The sequence below is a fragment of the Legionella sp. W05-934-2 genome (assembly GCF_964199965.1).
Lineage (GTDB): Bacteria > Pseudomonadota > Gammaproteobacteria > Legionellales > Legionellaceae > JAFIFT01.
Genome location: NZ_CAXMZT010000004.1, coordinates 1 through 18,448, shown reverse-complemented (window position 1 = coordinate 18,448; position 18,448 = coordinate 1). Strand labels below are relative to the sequence as shown.

Genomic DNA, 18,448 nt, shown 5'->3' with positions numbered 1-18,448 from the left:
CATAAAAAAGGCCCTAAAAAGGGCCCGGACAGTGGAGGTAAAACAGGTTATGATTCTTCTTCATCGTCCCAATCAAGCGTACCGCCAGCCTGATATTCAATAACACGGGTTTCAAAGAAGTTCTTTTCTTTTTTCAAATCCATCATCTCGCTCATCCAAGGGAATGGGTTTTCAGCGCCTGGGTATTGTTCAGGTAAACCGATTTGGGCTAGACGACGGTTGGCAATGAAATGCAAATATTCAGCAAACATGTCCGCATTCATACCCAAAATGCCATGAGGCATGGTATCAACGGCATATTGTATTTCTAAATCAACCCCTTGTTTAATTAAATTAATCATTTCTTGCTGGAATTCTTTTGTCCATAAATGGGGGTTCTCGATTTTAATTTGGTTAATCACATCAATACCAAAATTCATGTGCATCGACTCATCACGTAATATGTATTGGAACTGTTCAGAGGTTCCAACCATTTTGTTACGACGTCCCATCGATAGAATTTGAGTGAAGCCAACATAGAAGAAAATACCTTCAAAAACGACGTAGAATGCAATCAAATCCCGTAATAATCGTTGATCATTTTCGGTTGTGCCTGTACTAAATGTTGGGTCGCCCAAGCTTTGTGTAAAGGGGAGGGCCCAAGCAGCTTTGGTAGCAACAGATGGGATTTCCCGATACATATTAAATACTTCTGCTTCATCAAGCCCAAGGCTTTCAATCACGTATTGGTAAGCGTGCGTATGCAGTGCTTCTTCGAATGCTTGGCGCAATAAATATTGGCGGCATTCTGGGTTAGTGATATGTCGATAGACAGCGAGTACCAAATTATTAGCCACGAGTGAATCAGCGGTGGAGAAAAATCCAAGATTACGTTTAATGATCAAACGCTCATCTTCCGTCAAACCATTTGGATCTTTCCATAAAGCGACATCGGCGCTCATGCTGATTTCATTTGGCATCCAGTGGTTCGCACAACCCGCTAAGTATTTATCCCAAGCCCAGGTATATTTAAAGGGCACTAATTGATTTAAATCGGCGCGGCAATTGATGATCTTTTTATCATCGACATGAATCCGAGCGGCACCCATCTCCAGGTTTTCTAAGCCAGTAACCCCGATGGCACTGGCTTTCATGATGTCTTCTTGTATGATTGACATGTATCTCTTCTCCTATTGGCATGCGTCACAGTCAGGGTCCAAAATCGAGCAGACTTTGGGTTCGTCACTTAGTTTAACTGCATTAAGTGCACCGTCGGTGACAGTTGATTTTTCTGCGTTTGTTGCACCCATACTGCGCAAGTAATAGGTTGTTTTTAAGCCGCGTAACCAAGCGTGTTTATACAGGTTATCCAGTTTTTTGCCGGAAGGTTTGGCCATGTAAACATTGAGTGATTGGGCTTGATCGATCCATTTTTGTCTTCTTGAAGCAGCCTCGACTAACCAAATGGGATCAATTTCAAACGCAGTCGCAAATCGGCGCTTTAACTCATCGGGAATACGCGTGATGGGTTGAACGCTGCCATTGTAATATTTCAGGTCATTCACCATGACTTCATCCCATAGTTTGAGTGCCTTCAGCTCTTTAACTAAATAGGGGTTGATGACAGTGAACTCACCTGATAAGTTCGATTTCACATATAAGTTTTGGTAGGTTGGCTCAATGGATTGAGATACCCCACAGATGTTGGAAATGGTTGCTGTGGGCGCTATGGCCATGACATTTGAATTTCGAATGCCTTGGGTACGCACTTTCACCCGTAAACTTTCCCAGTCCATCGTTTGTGAACGATCTTGATCCAGATGGTTATCACGTGCTTGTTGTAAAAGACTAATTGAGTCGATAGGTAATATACCTTTGCTCCACAATGATCCTTCAAAGCTTTCATAGCTACCACGCTCTTTTGCAAGAGCAACCGATGCTTCAATAGCATAATAACTGATGGCTTCCATGGATTCATCAGCAAACTTAACCGCCTTTTCAGACGCATAATCAATCCCTAATTCATACAGCGCATCTTGGAAACCCATCAAACCAAGACCAATGGGGCGATGCTTTAAGTTTGAATTGCGTGCTTGTGGGACGGAATAATAGTTGATGTCGATCACATTATCCAACATCCGAATCGCTGTGTGGATGGTTCGACGTAGCTTCTCCTGGTCGAGTTTACCGTCAGCAATATGGGCAGGCAAATTGATGCTTCCTAAATTACAGACAGCAATTTCTTCAGCAGATGTGTTTAAGGTGATTTCTGTGCATAAATTTGAACTATGAATCACACCCGCATGTTGTTGAGGCGAGCGTAAATTACAGGCATCTTTGAACGTAACCCAGGGATGACCTGTTTCAAATAACATGCTTAGTATTTTGCGCCAAAGCTTCACTGCAGGAATGGTTTTGAAGTTCATGATTTTCCCACGCTTCGCTTTATCTTCATAAGCAACATAGGCTTTTTCAAACTCTTTGCCATATAGATCATGCAATTCGGGCACTTCATCCGGTGAGAATAATGTCCAATCTGCGTCTTCTTCAATACGCTTCATTAAAAGATCATTCACCCAAATGGCTGTATTCATATCGTGAGTACGACGACGATCATCGCCTGTGTTTTTGCGTAGCTCAAGGAACTCTTCAATATCTTTATGCCAGCACTCAAGATAGGCACAGACAGCGCCTTTCCGCTTTCCGCCTTGATTAACCGCTATGGCTGTGGCATCTGCCACATTCAAAAATGGTACAACACCTTGTGATTTGCCATTTGTTCCTTCAATATGTGAACCCATCGCACGCACAGGCGTCCAGTCATTGCCAAGGCCGCCAGCAAATTTAGATAATAATGCGTTGTCTCGGATAGCACTATAGATGCCATGTAAATCATCTGGAACGGTTGTTAAGTAACAGCTGGATAATTGTGGTCTCACTGTTCCGGAGTTAAATAGTGTCGGTGTGGAGGACATGTAATCGAACGAAGATAACAACCGATAAAACTCAATGGCTTTGTCATTTTTATTTTCTTCACGAATAGCCAGTCCCATCGCGACACGCATGAAAAAGGCTTGAGGCAGTTCATAGCGAATACCACGGTCGTGTAAGAAATAGCGATCATAGAGTGTTTGCATGCTTAAGAAAGTGAATTGCATGTCACGTGTCGCGAGCAATGCTTCGCCAAGCTTTTTCAGATCAAAATCGGCTAGTTTTTTATCAAGTATGCCTTGGTTAATACCATGTTGAATATACGAAGTAAAATAGGCAGGGTAAAGCTTAACCATCTCATCAAAAGTTGCTTCAGATGCAATACCCAATTTAGCTAGCGCCTCAGTGCGCAGAGCGTCAAGCAATAGTCGTGCGCTAACGTAAGTGTAGTTAGGCTCCTTTTCGACTAATGCGCGGGCAGCCATAATGAGTGCTTTATGAACGTCGGATAAGTTTGCTTTGTTATAGAGATTGCGTAATGCATCCTTGATTACGGGTTCAGCTTTTACGTTTGCTAAATCACGGCACGCTTCGCTAACAATCGTTTGGATGCGTTGTGTGTCGAGTGGTTTAAGCTCGCCATCAGGCATGGTTATCAGTGGGACTTTATTGTCTTCGGCCTGTTTGGCTAATTCTTGTTGTCGTTGTTTACGATGCTCTTCACGGTAAAGGACATAGCCGCGTGCGACTTTATAGTGACCGTCACGCATTAACGCTAATTCGACTTGGTCTTGAATATCTTCTATCCCAATTGAGCCGCCGGTGGGTAAGCGCTTGTTTAGGGTTTCTGCGACTTGCGCGGTAATTTTTTCGACCAATTCGTGAATTCGGTTAGAAATAGCCGCATTCACGCCTTCTTGAGCGTTAAAGGCTTTTGTAATAGCAACCTTTATTTTGGTGGGATCAAAGCTAACCGCTTTGCCATTGCGTTTAATCACTTTAATTGTTCCAGGTGCAGTCACAGTCAGTTCCATCTGACTGGGAAAGGGCCGGGAACTTTTTACGGTTTCGACGTTTTCCGACATTGTTTTCTCCAAGGAATCATAATCTATCAAGTACTAAATTTATGCAAAACGCCAATCGAAGTGTTAACGATAATTTTAACTAAGTTAGGGACGTTCCCTCGTTAGTCAATCTAAACTCGCTTGTCAAAATTACTTTAACATCACGTTTGCCAAGGTTTTGGCGTTTTACAGAGGTTTTACAAACACACCATGCTTCACATCAAACAAATAACTTCGAATCAACAACCGCTCATCCGCCCTTTGGGCATCTTCTCCCCATGTTAAGAGGAGTCAAATGAAGATAGTTTTCTACAAGTTCTGAAAATTTTGTTCGCTACATAGGCTGATGAATTTTGAACAAAACCCAATATATTGTGTTATTGCTGACTACTACTAACAAGATAGTGTGTTTTTGGCGTTTAATCAAGTGGATAACTTGATTAATTCCTGTGGATAATTTGTGAGTACTTATAAACGCTTGCTATAACAAGAAAATTTGCCCTAATTTTTTTTTCTTTTTACGATAATCGCATCACTGACATTGGAAAACCCATGAACAGTCAGGTTAAAATCGTGCGTTTTGGCAATTAATTGGCTGGAGCTTCCTCCATCCAAATTGAGTGCATCCCGACAATCCAACGGTGGTGATGCCATAATTTCAGCAAGTTGCTCGGTTGTTAGTCTGTTATTGTCGGTAACTAACAAGATGACATGCTTGTCCTCCGTGATGCCGATAGCTGAGCGCTCCGCGACACCCATCTTTAATGACGGAATACGGCGATTAACCACCAATCTTGGACCGCTTTGGACAGCAAACGTGGTGTGTTTAGGAATATATTGAAAAGGGCTAGCTATATAAGGTTTGTCGTGATCGATATAGAAAACACCCCACCAACTAATACGTTTAAGGTGATTTTTTTTCTGTCCGTCACTAATACGCAAGCCTAACGGGTGAAATTGTTTATCAAAAAAACCACCATTAATTGCGAGTATTACATCCGGGTCTTGGCCGAGTCTTGGGACAGACGCATGTTCAGCATCCAGTTCGGAGGCCAATTTTAATGAAAAGTCATTCTCGGTTAAATCGATTCTAAACACATATATATGTGACCAAGGGGTGGTAATTTTGCCGCCTAAATCCTGAAATTCGATGCCAGGCGATATGGTTTGCCATTGCGCATACCCATGCGAAAACCAAAACAGCAGGATAATGCTGAAAAAAAAGGGCTTAAAGTAACGCATATTATTGTATGCAGCAACCATTCTCTGTATCCTTTAATGCTTGAAGTTAGGAAACATCACCATCATGAGATCGCAGGGCAAAAAGTGATAAATTTAGCTTCAATATTCATTTTTTTGCACAAGCGAAATTTAAAAGACGTTCACTAGCTTTCAGGTTAATCTTAACCATTAAACCAAAACACCACCATGAATAAAAGGGTTGTCATGACGCAAATAACAAAAAAAGATAAAAATCTATTATTGAAGTCGCCTGAACAGGCCTTGGAAATATTGGATAAAGTGCTGGTTAGAGCAACGAAAGGCGGGGCAACGGATGTTGCAGTATCATTTAGTCATAGCCAAGGAATCAGTGTTGAAGTGCGTATGGGACAAGTAGATACCGTAACATTTAATGAGGATAAAGGGGTTAGTGTCACAGTGTATATTGGAAAGCAGAAAGGATCTGCGAGTAGTACAGATACCAGTGAAGCAGCCCTTGATAACATGGTCAATGCAGCATGTGATATTGCCTCCGTAAGCGCCTCAGATCCTTGTTTTGGGTTAGCGGATAAGTCGTTAATGTGCTCCAACCCGGATTCATTAGATCTGTTTCATCCCTGGGATATCCAAACCGACGAGGCGATTGAAAGAGCTTTGCAATGCGAAAAGCATGCTTTAGGGCTTGATAAACGCTTGGTGAACTCTGATGGAGTTGGGCTATCGACCGTGAGTCATTGTTCTGCTTATATGAACACGGCGGGTGCTAAGGGGGTCATTTATTCGTCCCGTCATGGCATGAGTTGTTCATTAATCGCAGAGCAAGATGGAAAAATGCAACGAGACTATGACTACACAACAGCCCGAAAACCAAAGGATTTAGTCTCGGTTAATCAATTAGGCGAAAGTGCTGCTGAAAGAACGTTAAGTCGATTAGGCGCACGAAAAATCAAAACCCAGAAGGCACCTGTGTTGTTCTCGAACCGCTTATCCTCGCGGTTAATGGGGTATTTCATCTCAGCTATCAGTGGTAGTAATTTATACCGAAAACGGTCTTTTTTACTGGATAGCCTTGGTAAGGTAATTTTTCCTCAATTTGTCCAAGTATATGAACAGCCCTTGCTCTTGGGTGGATTGGGTAGCACACCCATGGATTCGGATGGAGTCAACACCCGAGATAATCACTTTGTGGTCGATGGTAAAGTTGAGCAATACGTATTAGGCCATTATTCAGCTAATCGTCTAAAGATGAAAACAACAGGCAATGCGGATGGTGTTCATAACATGACAGTCGATGCTACCACCGGGGATGTCAACATGATTGCTAAATCGTTGAAAAAGGGGCTGTTAGTGACTGAAACAATGGGGCAGGGTGTGAATATTTTAACGGGCGATTATTCGGTCGGTGCATTTGGCTATTGGATTGAAGAGGGGGAAATTATTCACCCGGTTGAAGAGGTGACAATTGCTGGTAATTTAGGCGCTATCTTCCAAGGTATTGAAGCAATCGGCAATGATATCAATCCAAACTACTCAACGCGGTGTGGCTCTATTTTGGTGAATGAGATGACCATAGCTGGAAATTAGTGTAGGATATGGCCGAGGTCTGACATATCGACGCTCAAGAACATCAGGGGGTTAAGGAATGACACGCGTATTAATTTGTGGGGCTGGAAAAGTTGGGGTTGCAACCGCGGCGGTTTTTTCCCAATTTCCTGATTATGATGTCTATCTTGCTGACAACCAATTTGATGACCTTGACGTCAATCAGTGGTTGCAGAAACAAGCGAAAATTCGCACCATTGCCATCGATGTCAAACAAACAGAGTCGTTGATTGAATACTGTAAAAAACATGCCATCGATGTGATCGTTTCGACGCTGGTCGCAGGGATGAACAAATCCATCATTGAGACAGCTATCGCTTGCCAAATTCATTATGTGGATTGCAGTCCAAAAATCGTTGACATTGATGAGCAAAAACATGGGGATATTCTAAACAGCAAGTCAGCTTTTTTGCCTAATTGTGGTCTTGCACCAGGCTGGACAGGGATCATTGCTAACGCCTTTATGCAACAGATGGAAGAAGCAATTTCTTGCCAGGTACAAGTGGGTGTTATTGCCGATGAGATGACGCATAGTCTGTCTGGATCTGCCAAGCGGTTTATCCATGAGCTCACTGAATACGCTTCTATTATTGAGCAAGGTCGGTTAATACAGCGGATGCCATTAAGTGAGGTAAGCATGCTTCAAATTGATGGCCGGACCTTTGAAACGACTCATGCAGCGAATGGGTATGGTCATTTAATGTCTTTATGGCAAAACAAAGCGTCCAACCTTGTTTATCAAACCTTGATGCCAGTGGGTATGGCAGAAAAGATTCAATTTTTAATCCAGGCATTACGCTTGCATGAACAAGCCGAAAATATGCGCCAACTGTTGGCATCAGTGTTTAATCGCCAGCCTAAGGATGCGCTTTGGGTTCGTATTAAATGCACAGGAAAGAGCCAGTCCTTACCTAAAACCTTAAGCTTTAAACAAGTCATTCAGCCAATCTCAATTGCTCACTATCAACTTTCCTCCCTGCAAATTAGTACGGCAATTGGCATTGCTTCCGTTGTTGATATGATTTGCCAAAGCCCTCACCGCTATCAAGGCTTAATCGCCCAAGAAACACTCGATTTTCAATCATGGTTATCCAATCGATTTACTCAATTACTCATAAAGCAGGATAGCTTTAATCATCAACAGGAAGATCAATCCTCCCTTTTAAACACAACCCTATAGGATAGATATATGGCACGTACTTATCAGATTGAACAAGTTGCTGTTCTAGGAGCAGGTGTAATGGGTGCGCAAATTGCTGCGCATTGTGTCAATGCTGGCTTTCCAACGAAGCTTTATGAACTGCCTGCAGAAGGTTCAAATCATAATGCAATAGTGAATGAGGCAATTAAGCGGTTAGAAAAGTTAAAGCCATCACCTTTAGGGGATAAGCATATCGCAAGTGGTATACAGCCCAGAAATTATCAAGAAAATCTGGCTGAATTACAGCAGTGTGATTTAATCATTGAGGCTATCGGCGAGCGCATGGATTGGAAGCTATCTTTATATGAAAAAATTAGTCCACACCTGCATAAAAACGCTATTTTAGTGACCAATACATCCGGGTTAAGCATTAATCATTTGGCACAAGCCGTCCCGGAAAAACATCGTCATCAATTCTGTGGGGTGCACTTTTTTAACCCGCCGCGCTATATGCATTTAGCTGAACTAATCCCTGCCAATACCACAAACGTTGAATTACTCGATTATTTGGAAACTTGGCTAACGCAGTACCTTGGAAAAGGGGTTGTTCGAGCGAAAGACACACCCAATTTCATTGCCAATCGTATCGGTGTCTTCTCGCTGTTGTCTGCGCTCCATCATGCGGTCAACTTTGATTTAGGTCTCGATGAAGTGGATGCCTTGACGGGACCATTGTTAGGACGGCCAAAGTCAGCAACCATGCGTACCATGGATGTTGTTGGCCTTGATACGATGCGTCATGTTATCCAAACGATGGCAGAACAACTACAAGATGATCCATGGCATCACTTATTTCATCTGCCAAAATGGTTAGATGCGATGATCGACGCTGGGCATCTTGGCCAAAAAACAGGGCAAGGCTTATATCGTAAACAAGGTAAAATCATCGAAGTGTATGATTACCACCAAAATGAATATCGTCCACAAACCGCGAAAGTGGACGAAGCCGTGCTCGCTATTTTAAAGGATAAAAATCAACATGGCATGTTAGATAAACTAGCCCGATGTGATAGTAAACAAGCGCGGTTTTTGAGTGCCTGTTTCGGTGATTTATATCACTACAGTGCTTACCATCTACAAACGATTGCCAATAATTGCCGAGATATCGATTTGGCGATGTGTTGGGGATTTGGCTGGAAACAAGGACCGTTTGTGAGTTGGCAAATGGCAGGTGTTAAAGAGGTTGATTCCTACTTAAGACATCAGATTGAAGCAGGGCAAACGTTAGCATCCGTTTCGCTGCCCCAATGGACAAATCAGCTCGAAAGTTTCTATCATCAAGGCATGGCGTTTTCAGCGCATCTCAACGACTATCAAGCACCTTCTAACCTACCAGTATATAAGCGCCAGTATTTCCCTGAGCATAACATCATGTCTAAGCCCCCCCAAAAGACCACGGTGTTTGAGCATGAAGGCGTTAGTGTCTGGGCAATCGATAATGTGGCTATATTAGGGTTTAATAGTAAGGCCAATAGCATTAGTAATGCGGTAATTGATGGATTTGATGAAGCATTAAATAAAATTGGTAACGATTATCAAGGGCTCGTGATTTATCAGGACAATCCCGACCTTTTCTGCGCGGGTGCTGATCTGAAAGGGGTTGCCGAAAATATCATGACGAATCAGTTTGGAAAAATTGAAAGCATGATAGAACGTTTTCAACAGTTGATGATGCGCATTAAATATTCGCCAATTCCCGTTGTGGCTGCGTTGAGAGGAAAAGCATTAGGAGGCGGCTGCGAGTTGTTATTGCACTGTGCATCCGTTGTTGCAGCTTTTGAGTCCTATATTGGTTTAGTGGAATTAGGTGTTGGTGTGATACCAGCAGGTGGTGGGTGCAAGGAGTTTGCTCTCCGCGCTAGTGAAAACCAGGTGGGCTCCGATTTAATGACCTTTCTACAGCCTTATTACCAGCAAGTGGCGATGGCCGCCGTTGCGGGAAGTGCTTTGGAGGCAAGGGAACGTCATTTTCTGCAACCAAAAGATACCGTCGTGATGCATGCCAATGAGGTGTTGAAAGTGGCTTGTGAGCAAGTCAAATTTATGCACGCAGCAAATTATCGTCCCCCGTTACCGACCTCCATTCAACCAGTGGGAAGAGATGGCGTTGCTCGGTTAAAAGTAGGATTGGTCAATTGGTTGGAAGGTGGCTTTATTTCTGAATACGACTATACCTTAGCGTCTCATTTAGCCGAAGCAATGTGTGGTGGTGATATTGATGCGGGACAATCTGTTAATGAATGGTGGTACTTAAATCTCGAGCGTCAATTATTCATGGACTTACTCCATAAGGAACAAACACAGGCACGGATTAAGCACTTTTTAGAAACTGGTAAGCCACTGCGTAATTAATAGGGGATTCATTTATGTTCAACAACGTTTATATAATCGATGCACTCAGAACGCCAGTTGGCAAAGCGCCACGCGGAGTATTTAAACAAGTATTGCCAGATGATTTACTTGCGCATTGTATTCGTTCAATGTGCCAACGTTATCCTCAAGTGGATTGGAATCAGCTAGGTGATGTGATCATTGGCTGTGCGATGCCTGAAGCAGAACAAGGCATGAATGTTGCTCGCATTGCCTCATTACTCGGTGGATTGCCAGATACCGTTCCGGCAATGACCATCAACCGCTTTTGTTCTTCGGGCGTTCAAACCATTGCTACCGCTGCATCCTCAATAGCCAACGGTGAAATCGATATGGCGTTTGCAGGGGGCGTTGAGAGCATGTCAAAGGTGCCCATGGGGGGCAATAAATATACCGCAAATCCAGCTATCTTTTGTGAAGAACATGTTGCGATTGCCTATGGGATGGGGATTACAGCAGAAAATGTTGCTAAACAATGGGGTATTAATCGGCAGATGCAAGATGAGTTTGCTGTTGAAAGTCATCAACGTGCGCTTAAGGCACAGAAAGCAGGTTTATTTGAGGATGAAATTGTTCCATTTACGGTGCATCATCGTCGAGCCAATGAGGCAACCCATGAAGTCGCGATATCTGAAGTTGTGGTTACCAACGATGAAGGCCCAAGAGCAGATACCTCGATAGAAGCAGTTTCACGGTTAAAACCAGTGTTTGCTGCCAAAGGAACTGTCACAGCAGGCAATAGTTCGCAAATGTCAGATGGCGCTGGCCTTGCTTTTCTAGCCAGTGAAGCAATGGTTAAGAAATATCAACTACAACCGATTGGTCGCTTCCTAGGGTTTTCTGTGGCTGGTGTACCGCCCGAGATTATGGGGATTGGCCCAATCAAAGCCATTCCCAAGGCGTTAGCTCAGGCTGGACTAACGCTGGAACAAATTGATTGGATTGAGCTAAATGAAGCCTTTGCCGCCCAAGCGCTTGCTGTGATGAAGGAACTGCATTTACCGCATGAAAAAGTGAACCCTAATGGCGGAGCGATTGCCCTGGGGCACCCACTAGGTGCCACGGGTGCGATTCGTACTGCAACGTTATTAAATGGACTTAAACACAGTAAAGGTCGCTATGGCATGGTGACCATGTGCATTGGGACGGGTATGGGCGCTGCAGCTATTTTTGAAAGGCTCTAAGCGACAGGTTGAATTAGGGATATTCCTTAATACCCTTTAAACAATTTAAAAACTTGGCACGCGATTGTGTGCTCACTCACGTGAAGAGGTGCGTGCTCTTGCCCAGTTTTTAGAGCGATTGCCCGGGGTAAAATGCCATTGGACCCTAGACTTTCGCCATAATGTATTATACATTGAACCTTTTATAAAGAGGTTTCCATGCGTATTGCCTTGAATGTGGAATATGACGGCAGTCAATATCATGGATGGCAATCACAAACTGGCTTACATACCGTTCAATCTGTCCTAGAACATGCTTTAAGCTTAGTCGCCAATGAACCGATTTCGATTGTCTGCGCAGGTCGCACTGATACGGGTGTGCATGCTATTAATCAAATCATTCATTTTGATACGAACAAGGATAGGACAACCCGTGCTTGGGCACACGGTGCCAATGCGAATCTACCCAAAGATGTCTGTGTGAAATGGGCTCATTTTGTGGATGATGAATTCCATGCACGTTATTCAGCCATTGCTCGGCAATATCGATACATCATCTACAATAAGCCGATTCGGCCTGCTTTGCTGCGAGCGAATGTGACCTGGCATTACCGTGAATTGAATCATGATATTATGCATGAGGCGGCGCAATGCTTGATTGGTGAAAACGATTTTACATCCTTCCGTTCCATCGAATGTCAATCCAATACGCCCATGAGATGCATTAATACATTGTCAGTTTCACGACAAGGTGATTTTGTGTTTATTGACATCGAAGCAAATGCTTTCTTACATCATATGGTGAGAAATATTGCGGGGGTTCTTATTGCAGTGGGCTCAGGTAAACAAGGACCTACGTGGGTAGCGGAAGTCCTTGAAGCCAAAGATAGAAAGAAAGGCGCTGAAACGGCGCCACCTTATGGCCTTTACTTAACAAAAGTCATCTACCCAGAACACCTAGAATTTCCTGAAGAGAAGCATCATAGTTTACTGCTGATGGGTGTAAAATGAGCATTGATACTGAGATAAAATTCTGTGGCATGAAGCGAGCGGAAGATGTTGAAATGGCATGCCAATTGGGGGTCAATGCACTTGGCTTTATTTTTTTTCCCAAAAGCAAGCGTGCTATTGATATAGAAACGGCCATAAAAATCAGTCAAAATGTGCCTTCTTCCATTGCAAGATACGCCGTAGTTGTCAATCCATCACCTCAATGGCTAAAACAAATGCTAAAGGATTTTCAGCCAACTGTGATACAATTTCATGGCGATGAAACACCTGAATTTTGCCAACAATTTGGCTATCCTTATATCAAAGCAATTGCGGCCACGTCAACGAAGTCAATCATCGATGCTAGCCATCGCTATTCTCTGGCAAAAGCAATTTTAATTGACACGCCCGCTCAAGAGAATTACGGGGGAACAGGTCAGTCATTTGACTGGCAGGTTGTCCCAAACAAGACAAGCAAGCCCGTTATTTTAGCTGGGGGCTTGACGGTGGAAAATGTTTTGGAAGCGATAAAGCAAGTGAATCCAAAGATGGTCGATTGCTGTAGTGGTGTTGAATCAGCGCCCGGCATAAAAGATGAAACATTAATGCGACAATTTATTAAACAAGTTCGAGGGGAATAGTCATGTACGACTTGCCAGATAAGCACGGTCATTTTGGCATATACGGTGGTGTATTTGTTGCCGATACCTTAATCCATGCTTTGGAAGCATTGAATCAAGCTTACCAGCAATATCGAAACGAACCGGGTTTTCTTGCCGAATTAGAGATAGAGCTGAAGGATTTTGTCGGTCGTCCTACCCCTTTATACCATGCTCAGAGGCTTTCACAACAAATTGGTGGCGCGCAAATCTATTTAAAACGGGAAGATTTATGCCATACAGGTGCTCACAAAGTCAATAATACGGTTGGTCAAGCATTGCTTGCAAAACGAATGGGAAAAAAACGCATTATTGCTGAGACAGGGGCAGGGCAGCATGGTGTTGCAACGGCAACGGTGGCGGCTAAATTGGGGTTAGAATGTGTTGTGTATATGGGCGAAGAAGACATCAAACGCCAATCACCCAATGTGTATCGCATGAAATTGCTTGGTGCCAAAGTAGTGCCAGTAACCTGCGGCAGCAAAACATTGAAAGATGCCCTAAACGAAGCGATGCGAGATTGGGTTAGCAACGTGGATGACACTTTCTATATCATTGGCACAGTCGCAGGCCCGCATCCTTATCCGCAAATGGTACGCGATTTTCAATCGGTTATCGGTCGGGAAGCAAAAGAACAATGCCTACAACGCTTTCATCGTTTACCCGATGCCTTGGTTGCATGTGTGGGAGGGGGGTCCAATGCGATTGGCCTATTTTATCCTTTTATTGAAGATAAAGACGTCGCTATCTATGGTGTAGAAGCAGCGGGCAAAGGTATTGAAACGGGCGAACATGCAGCCTCCTTAATTGCTGGCAAACCCGGTGTACTGCATGGTAATCGCACTTATTTACTTTGTGATGAAAACGGACAGGTGAAAGACACCCATTCGATTTCTGCGGGTCTTGATTATCCTGGTGTCGGTCCAGAGCATGCCTATTTAAAAGACATTGGTCGGGCACATTATGTGCCCTGTGACGATAAGCAAGCCATGTATGGATTTCATCAGTTGACTCGCGTTGAAGGCATTATACCTGCCCTTGAATCCTCGCATGCGGTTGCCTATGCGATGACCCTGGCAAAACGAATGAAACCGGATCAAATTATTGTTGTGAATTTATCTGGGCGAGGGGATAAAGACATGAATACCGTCGCTGCCATTGAAAATATCAAATTAGATTAGGGGTGGTATAGATGAGCAATCGCATTGATCAAACCATAGCAAAGCTATCGAAAAATAAGCAAAAAATATTAAGCCCTTATCTGACGGCAGGTGATCCGAACCTTGAATTAACGGTGCCTTTGATGCATGCCTTGGTTGAAGGAGGAGCCGATATTCTTGAACTCGGTATCCCTTTTTCCGATCCGATGGCAGAAGGTCCCGTGATACAACATGCGATGGAAAGAGCATTAGCCCAAGGCGTTAGTGTGGATGATGTGTTTAAGCAAATCACGGCATTTCGCCAAAAGGATAATCAAACGCCTATTGTCATCATGGGCTATTTAAACCCCATTGAAATGTATGGGTATGAGCGGTTTGCAAAGAATGCAAATAAAGCCGGTGTGGATGGCACCATATTAGTAGATATGCCGCCTGAAGAGGCAGGGGAAATATTACCCATATGGCAACAGCACAAACTCCATGCCATATTACTCTGTTCACCAACTACTTCCGATAAGCGGCTAAATGCCATTGCCGAAGTGGCGAGTGGTTATTTATACTATGTCTCTTTAAAGGGCGTCACAGGAGCGTCGACGTTATCAATCGATAACGTTCGCGATCTCTACCAGCGCCGTAAGCAGCAAGTTTCATTACCCTTATTGGTTGGGTTTGGAATCAAAACGCCAGAAATTGCGGCAGAAATTGCTTCATTTGCTGATGGTGTGATAGTAGGTGCGGCGCTAATTGAAACAGTTTATGACACTTGGCAAGCAGGAGACGATCCCTGTGCTGCGGCAAAACGTCTCATGGCTGACATGCGTCATTCAATGAATGCAGTGGAATCATAGAATGTCAGAAATCACAGAAAAACGAGTTCATTTTATACGACAAATGATCGAACAAGATTTGTCTTCGGGCAAGCATACTGAGGTGATAACCCGGTTTCCGCCTGAGCCAAATGGATTTTTACACGTTGGCCACGCCAAATCAATATGTTTAAATTTTGGTTTGGCTGATGAATTTAAAGGGAAATGCTATTTACGGTTTGATGATACCAACCCAATGAAGGAGGAAGATGCCTTTGTTAAAGCAATCATCAACGATGTGGCTTGGTTAGGCTATGAATGGTGTGATATTACCTATTCATCGGATTATTATGAAAAGCTGTATCAATATGCAATTGAATTAATCAATAAAGGGTTGGCTTTTGTTGATAGTCAAACGGTTGAAGAAATCAGACAAACGCGTGGCACCTTGCAAGAGCCTGGGAAAAATAGTCCTTATCGCGATCGCAGTATGGATGAAAACTTAAACTTATTTCAGCGAATGCGCGCCGGTGAGTTTGAGGAAGGTCAACATGTGCTTCGTGCAAAAATTGATATGAACGCTGCGAATATTAACCTGCGTGACCCGGTTATTTATCGCATTCGCTATGCGCATCACCAACGAACGGGTGATGAGTGGTGCATTTATCCCATGTATGATTTTGCCCATCCACTATCCGATGCGGAAGAATATATTACTCATTCTTTATGCACGTTGGAATTCCAAGATCATCGACCATTATACGACTGGTTCATTGAGCATTGTTCCGTGCCTTCAAAGCCAGAACAAACTGAGTTTTCCCGCTTGAATTTATCACATACAGTCACTAGCAAGCGTAAATTAAGACAACTCGTCGAAGAAAGGCACGTTGAAGGGTGGGACGATCCGCGAATGCCAACCATTTGTGGCATGCGAAAAAGAGGATATCCACCGGCGGCAATCCGTAATTTTTGTGAGCAAGTGGGTATTTCACGAGCAGATTCTGTGATTGATGTTGGTGTTTTGGAAGAATGTGTTCGTGATGAGCTAAATCGAACGAGTAAGCGTGCTCTTTGTGTAATAGATCCCCTGAAAGTGGTTATTACCAATTATCCAGAGGATCAAGTTGAGCAATTAAACGCTGGCTATTATCCGCAAAACGAAGGTGAGGACTCGAGGATTTTACCCTTTTCGAAAGAGATCTTTATTGAAAAGGCTGATTTTATGGAAGATCCACCCAAAAAATTCTTCCGGTTAGCACCTGGCCAAGAAGTCAGACTCCGCCATGCTTATGTTATTCGCTGTGAACAAGTCATCAAAAACGCAGCTGGCGAAGTGATTGAATTGCATTGCCACTATGACAAAGACACATTAGGGAAGAATCCCCCTGATCGTAAGGTCAAAGGAGTGATCCATTGGGTATCTGCTAAGCATGCGCACCCGATTAAAGTCATCGAATACGATCGGTTGTTTCTCGATGAAAACCCAGGCCGAGAAACGGATTTTTTACAATTTTTAAATACAGAGTCGATTGAAATTAAACAAGCACTGGCTGAACCCGATCTGGCAAACTGGCAAGAGGGTGATGTATGCCAATTTGAGCGAACGGGTTATTATTGTGTCAATCAGTGCGACAATGGGGTGGCGAAGGTCTTTCATCGTGTCGTCAATTTAAGAGATAGTTGGGGAAAAATCGCCTAAGGTTAAAAACAAATGTTAACGATTTATAATTCTTTAACTGGTGAAAAAGCACCCTTTGTACCCCTGGTGCCGGGTAAAATTGGTTTTTATGTGTGTGGCAACACGGTTTATGATCATAGTCATCTAGGTCATGGGCGCTCAATGGTATGCACGGATGTGATTATCCGTTATTTAAGACATTGTGGTTTTGATGTGACATTTGTACGCAACATCACCGATATTGACGATAAGATTATCCAACGAGCAAATGAAAAAGGGGTAAGCATTGAAAAGCTTACGAGCCATTTTATCGATGAAATGCATGGTGAGATAAAACAACTGGGTATGTTATCGCCTGACATTGAACCTCGGGCAACTCAATATATCGCTGAAATTCAAACCATGATTCAATCGTTGTTGGATAAAGGCTATGCTTACCTCTCGGATGATGGCGATGTTTGCTTTGAGGTGAGTAAATATCAAACTTACGGTAAACTTTCCAATAAAGACATCGACAAATTGCTTTCGGGAGCGCGAGTTGATGTCGTTGCTTCTAAACGCTCACCGCTTGATTTTGTTTTATGGAAAAGGGCGAAACCCGATGAGCCAGCTTGGCCATCGCCTTGGGGCGAGGGGCGTCCTGGATGGCATATAGAATGTTCGGCAATGGCAACAAAAGAATTAGGCGATCATTTTGATATCCATGCAGGCGGGATGGATCTCAAATTCCCCCATCATGAAAACGAAATCGCTCAAAGTGAAGCTGCAACAGGCAAGCCATTTGCCAATCACTGGATTCATTTTGGTTTGTTACAAGTAAATGAAGAAAAAATGTCTAAGTCATTGGGTAATTTCTTTACCTTGAGCGATGTGCTTAGCCAGTTTAATCCAGAGATCATTCGCTATTTCTTATTAAGCAGTCATTATCGAAGTCCATTAAATTATTCAAAAGACACGATTGAATATTCACAAAAAGCGTTGACGCGTTTGTATAACTGTTTGAAAGAAGTTCCTCCTGTTGATGCAAAAGTTGATGAAAAATGGTTAGCAGATTTTAATACTGCGATGGACGATGATTTTAATACCCCAGAGGCATTAGCTGTGCTGTTTCAATTAAGTCATGAAGTCAACCGATTAAAATCAGGTCAATTGGCGAATACGCTGAAATATTTAGCGGGTATTTTCGGCTTATTACAACAAGACCCAGCCCAGTTTTTACAAGCAGGGGTGAGTAGCGATGATAAAGAAGCAATCGACAATCTCATTTTAGAACGGCTGCAGGCAAAACAAGAAAAAAATTATCAAAAAGCCGATACAATTCGCGACCAACTAACCGCAATGGGGGTCATATTAGAAGATACGCCCAATGGGACAGAGTGGCGCAAAGCATGAAAAGGCGTAGGCTTTAAACGGACAGAAAATCACTAAACTTACCGTGCCCGTGCCCATAGCGTTATTTCCCGCATTCCGCTTCACTCTGAGGAATTCTGATATATTTTTGTTCAATAAGAAAAAATTGGCAAAACCAAAGAGACCCTCGCCCGCGCTAGAATTTTAACCAGGGGTAAAATCTTGCTCGCGGGAGAGGGTTGGGGCTAAGTGATCCCTACAAAAATTGAACAGA

General features: G+C 43.2%; 13 protein-coding genes. 10 read left to right on the top strand and 3 right to left on the bottom strand.

Going from position 1 to position 18,448, the window contains the following annotated elements; translation table 11 throughout:
- Window positions 1–47 precede the first annotated feature (47 nt).
- From AB3348_RS05410 to AB3348_RS05400, 3 genes are all read right to left on the bottom strand, one after another.
- A complete protein-coding gene (locus AB3348_RS05410; protein ID WP_367606558.1) occupies window positions 48–1,157 on the bottom strand; it encodes a ribonucleotide-diphosphate reductase subunit beta in 1,110 nt (369 codons plus the stop codon).
- 12 nt (window positions 1,158–1,169) lie between these two features.
- Window positions 1,170–3,995: a ribonucleoside-diphosphate reductase subunit alpha gene (locus tag AB3348_RS05405; RefSeq protein WP_367606557.1), complete on the bottom strand. Its 2,826-nt coding sequence runs from the start codon at window positions 3,993–3,995 to the stop codon at window positions 1,170–1,172.
- A 480-nt stretch (window positions 3,996–4,475) separates the two neighbouring features.
- Window positions 4,476–5,237, bottom strand: coding sequence for a phosphodiester glycosidase family protein (locus AB3348_RS05400; RefSeq protein WP_367606556.1), 762 nt, complete (start codon window positions 5,235–5,237; stop codon window positions 4,476–4,478).
- Window positions 5,238–5,420: 183 nt separating this feature from the next.
- Between AB3348_RS05400 and pmbA the strand changes: the two genes are divergently transcribed.
- The 10 genes from pmbA (at window position 5,421) to cysS (ending at window position 18,216) form a co-directional block, all read left to right on the top strand.
- The gene (gene pmbA, locus AB3348_RS05395) at window positions 5,421–6,779 is read left to right on the top strand and encodes a metalloprotease PmbA (RefSeq protein ID WP_367606555.1); all 1,359 of its coding nucleotides are present in this window, start codon (window positions 5,421–5,423) and stop codon (window positions 6,777–6,779) included.
- Between the two features lie 58 nt (window positions 6,780–6,837).
- The gene (locus AB3348_RS05390; RefSeq protein ID WP_367606554.1) at window positions 6,838–7,977 is read left to right on the top strand and encodes a saccharopine dehydrogenase family protein; all 1,140 of its coding nucleotides are present in this window, start codon (window positions 6,838–6,840) and stop codon (window positions 7,975–7,977) included.
- 9 nt (window positions 7,978–7,986) lie between these two features.
- Window positions 7,987–10,350: a 3-hydroxyacyl-CoA dehydrogenase/enoyl-CoA hydratase family protein gene (locus tag AB3348_RS05385; RefSeq protein WP_367606553.1), complete on the top strand. Its 2,364-nt coding sequence runs from the start codon at window positions 7,987–7,989 to the stop codon at window positions 10,348–10,350.
- A 14-nt stretch (window positions 10,351–10,364) separates the two neighbouring features.
- Complete coding sequence (locus AB3348_RS05380) at window positions 10,365–11,552, top strand: acetyl-CoA C-acyltransferase (RefSeq protein WP_367606552.1); 1,188 nt, start codon at window positions 10,365–10,367, stop codon at window positions 11,550–11,552.
- 198 nt (window positions 11,553–11,750) lie between these two features.
- Window positions 11,751–12,542, top strand: coding sequence for a tRNA pseudouridine(38-40) synthase TruA (truA, locus tag AB3348_RS05375; RefSeq protein ID WP_367606551.1), 792 nt, complete (start codon window positions 11,751–11,753; stop codon window positions 12,540–12,542).
- The gene (locus tag AB3348_RS05370; protein WP_367606550.1) at window positions 12,539–13,162 is read left to right on the top strand and encodes a phosphoribosylanthranilate isomerase; all 624 of its coding nucleotides are present in this window, start codon (window positions 12,539–12,541) and stop codon (window positions 13,160–13,162) included. Before truA ends, AB3348_RS05370 begins: the two co-directional genes overlap by 4 nt.
- Before the next feature lie 2 nt (window positions 13,163–13,164).
- Window positions 13,165–14,361: a tryptophan synthase subunit beta gene (gene trpB, locus AB3348_RS05365; protein ID WP_367606549.1), complete on the top strand. Its 1,197-nt coding sequence runs from the start codon at window positions 13,165–13,167 to the stop codon at window positions 14,359–14,361.
- A gap of 11 nt (window positions 14,362–14,372) precedes the next feature.
- A complete protein-coding gene (gene trpA / locus AB3348_RS05360) occupies window positions 14,373–15,188 on the top strand; it encodes a tryptophan synthase subunit alpha (RefSeq protein WP_367606548.1) in 816 nt (271 codons plus the stop codon).
- 1 nt (window position 15,189) lies between these two features.
- Entirely contained in the window at window positions 15,190–16,845 is a 1,656-nt protein-coding gene (locus AB3348_RS05355; protein ID WP_367606547.1) for a glutamine--tRNA ligase/YqeY domain fusion protein, read from the top strand.
- A 12-nt stretch (window positions 16,846–16,857) separates the two neighbouring features.
- Window positions 16,858–18,216: a cysteine--tRNA ligase gene (cysS, locus tag AB3348_RS05350; RefSeq protein WP_367606546.1), complete on the top strand. Its 1,359-nt coding sequence runs from the start codon at window positions 16,858–16,860 to the stop codon at window positions 18,214–18,216.
- Window positions 18,217–18,448: the final 232 nt, after the last annotated feature.

Excerpts from the sequence above, each read along its gene's own strand:
- pmbA (WP_367606555.1), top strand. The coding sequence starts at position 5,421 with ATGACGCAAATAACAAAAAAAGATAAAAATCTATTATTGAAGTCGCCT.
- AB3348_RS05380 (WP_367606552.1), top strand. The coding sequence starts at position 10,365 with ATGTTCAACAACGTTTATATAATCGATGCACTCAGAACGCCAGTTGGC.
- AB3348_RS05355 (WP_367606547.1), top strand. The coding sequence starts at position 15,190 with ATGTCAGAAATCACAGAAAAACGAGTTCATTTTATACGACAAATGATC.
- AB3348_RS05410 (WP_367606558.1), bottom strand. The coding sequence starts at position 1,157 with ATGTCAATCATACAAGAAGACATCATGAAAGCCAGTGCCATCGGGGTT.
- trpB (WP_367606549.1), top strand. The coding sequence starts at position 13,165 with ATGTACGACTTGCCAGATAAGCACGGTCATTTTGGCATATACGGTGGT.
- truA (WP_367606551.1), top strand. The coding sequence starts at position 11,751 with ATGCGTATTGCCTTGAATGTGGAATATGACGGCAGTCAATATCATGGA.
- AB3348_RS05370 (WP_367606550.1), top strand. The coding sequence starts at position 12,539 with ATGAGCATTGATACTGAGATAAAATTCTGTGGCATGAAGCGAGCGGAA.
- trpA (WP_367606548.1), top strand. The coding sequence starts at position 14,373 with ATGAGCAATCGCATTGATCAAACCATAGCAAAGCTATCGAAAAATAAG.
- cysS (WP_367606546.1), top strand. The coding sequence starts at position 16,858 with ATGTTAACGATTTATAATTCTTTAACTGGTGAAAAAGCACCCTTTGTA.
- AB3348_RS05390 (WP_367606554.1), top strand. The coding sequence starts at position 6,838 with ATGACACGCGTATTAATTTGTGGGGCTGGAAAAGTTGGGGTTGCAACC.
- AB3348_RS05400 (WP_367606556.1), bottom strand. The coding sequence starts at position 5,237 with ATGGTTGCTGCATACAATAATATGCGTTACTTTAAGCCCTTTTTTTTC.
- AB3348_RS05405 (WP_367606557.1), bottom strand. The coding sequence starts at position 3,995 with ATGTCGGAAAACGTCGAAACCGTAAAAAGTTCCCGGCCCTTTCCCAGT.
- AB3348_RS05385 (WP_367606553.1), top strand. The coding sequence starts at position 7,987 with ATGGCACGTACTTATCAGATTGAACAAGTTGCTGTTCTAGGAGCAGGT.